The following is a 2028-nucleotide window of genomic DNA, read 5'->3' as shown; positions in this document are numbered from 1 at the left end:
GACTGTATTACCCGCGGCACTACCGAAATCAGCAATCGTGTAATGTCCACCTTGCCCATTCAGGAACTCAAACAGGTTCGGTGCACCACTTCCCCCATAAAGAGTCGCATTAAATGATGTGCCGTGAGCGCCAGCAGAGGCATTGTTGACCGAAATTGTATCGGAAGCTGAACCACCAATAATCGTGTCACCATTCCCCACATGAGCTAACAACGAGCCATGGGACGAAGAAGCATCAAAGAGGACGCCGCTTTTGTCGCCTTTCACACCTTCATAAAGGGTAACACCATTCTTATTCTGTGAACCACCCACCTCAAATTGTAGCTGCGTATTCCCTGCATTGGTGCCCACATAATGATACACCACGCCCGATCCAGCATAAATAGTAGCATTACCGGCATGAAGACTCTCGCTTCCCTGCCCACCGACGAAGGTCAGAGAACCACCAACCGTAACTCGATTATCCGTACCAGGCTGAAAAACATGCAAATCATCTACGGCAGAAATGGTGTCTCCCTGACCGCCATAAATTGTATTATGACTTCCAAGGTTGTTGATGAATTTATTCTCGCCACCATTGACTGTGCCAACATCGAGGCTGCTCGACGAAGCTACCCCCGTAGGAAGACCATCCGATGCATCCAACGAACGCATCGAAATACCACCACCGTTACCTGCAACACTATCACTTCCGGAGGGAATTCCTCCCCCGATGGCATTACCAACAGATTTCTCAAACTGGCCACCAAGCGTGTTTACCCGATTCCCCGAAATCGGTATCGAGAACGGTTTACTGGAGGCACCGATAACGGTAACGACTGGCATACACCCTCAACATTTATCTAGCGGTTATCCGAATAGTTCGACTTTTACACATCGAAACAATCACAAGGACTAAACGAGTCCCATCCAAGATTGACCTACTACTACAAGATTAAAAAGGACTCTGTCAAATAACCAACAATCTTAAAAACTTAATTTCTCGTTATCCCCTTAGATTTGTTCCTTTTTATTGTGATATCCTATCACGTTCCCCCCACCCATAAATAAGCTTGTTAAGCATCCTAGCCACGATCGTATGTTTTCTTATCTGGCAATACTTATACTTAATACCCCTCATGATGCTAAAACCCTCCTGCTTCAGCCAGAGTTCCTCCTAAAATTGATGTTTTTTGGACACCTTTATCTCGTGCTGTGAAATTTATGCTGCGCGATGTTTTGCCTTGCCAACAGTACAAAAAAGCCCCGCTGGCGTTCTGACCAGCAGGGCTTTCCGTTTTAGCTAAAACTCCACAAGGACCTTATTTGATCGCGTGGAAGTTGTTATGCGCCAGATGCGTATCATTCAAGAAGGTGATTTCCGTCTTGTCATTCAGACGAATCGTTGTGTTACCACCACTGACAGTTTCTGCATCCAAAACATTCTGCAGATTATTCATCTGAGACGCAGAAAGACCGACTGTATTACCCGCGGCACTACCGAAATCAGCAATCGTGTAATGTCCACCTTGCCCATTCAGGAACTCAAACAGGTTCGGTGCACCACTTCCCCCATAAAGAGTCGCATTAAATGATGTGCCGTGCGCGCCAGCAGAGGCATTGTTGACCGAAATTGTATCGGAAGCTGAACCACCAATAATCGTGTCACCATTCCCCACATGAGCTAACAACGAGCCATGGGACGAAGAAGCATCAAAGAGGACGCCGCTTTTGTCGCCTTTCACACCTTCATAAAGGGTAACACCATTCTTATTCTGTGAACCACCCACCTCAAATTGTAGCTGCGTATTCCCTGCATTGGTGCCCACATAATGATACACCACGCCCGATCCAGCATAAATAGTAGCATTACCGGCATGAAGACTCTCGCTTCCCTGCCCACCGACGAAGGTCAGAGAACCACCAACCGTAACTCGATTATCCGTACCAGGCTGAAAAACATGCAAATCATCTACGGCAGAAATGGTGTCTCCCTGACCGCCATAAATTGTATTATGACTTCCAAGGTTGTTGATGAATTTATTCTCG

Annotated in this window: 2 pseudogenes; both read right to left on the bottom strand. The window is 46.7% G+C overall.

Features of this window, described 5'->3' with window-relative positions:
* A pseudogene (locus GS501_RS01355) lies at positions 1 to 825 on the bottom strand (hypothetical protein); the annotation flags it as partial.
* A gap of 476 nt (positions 826 to 1301) precedes the next feature.
* Positions 1302 to 2028, bottom strand: a pseudogene (locus GS501_RS01350) (hypothetical protein); the annotation flags it as partial.

Source organism: Saccharibacter sp. 17.LH.SD (genome assembly GCF_009834805.1).
In the GTDB taxonomy this organism is placed as follows: domain Bacteria; phylum Pseudomonadota; class Alphaproteobacteria; order Acetobacterales; family Acetobacteraceae; genus Saccharibacter.
This window is presented reverse-complemented; position numbering and strand designations above follow the sequence as displayed.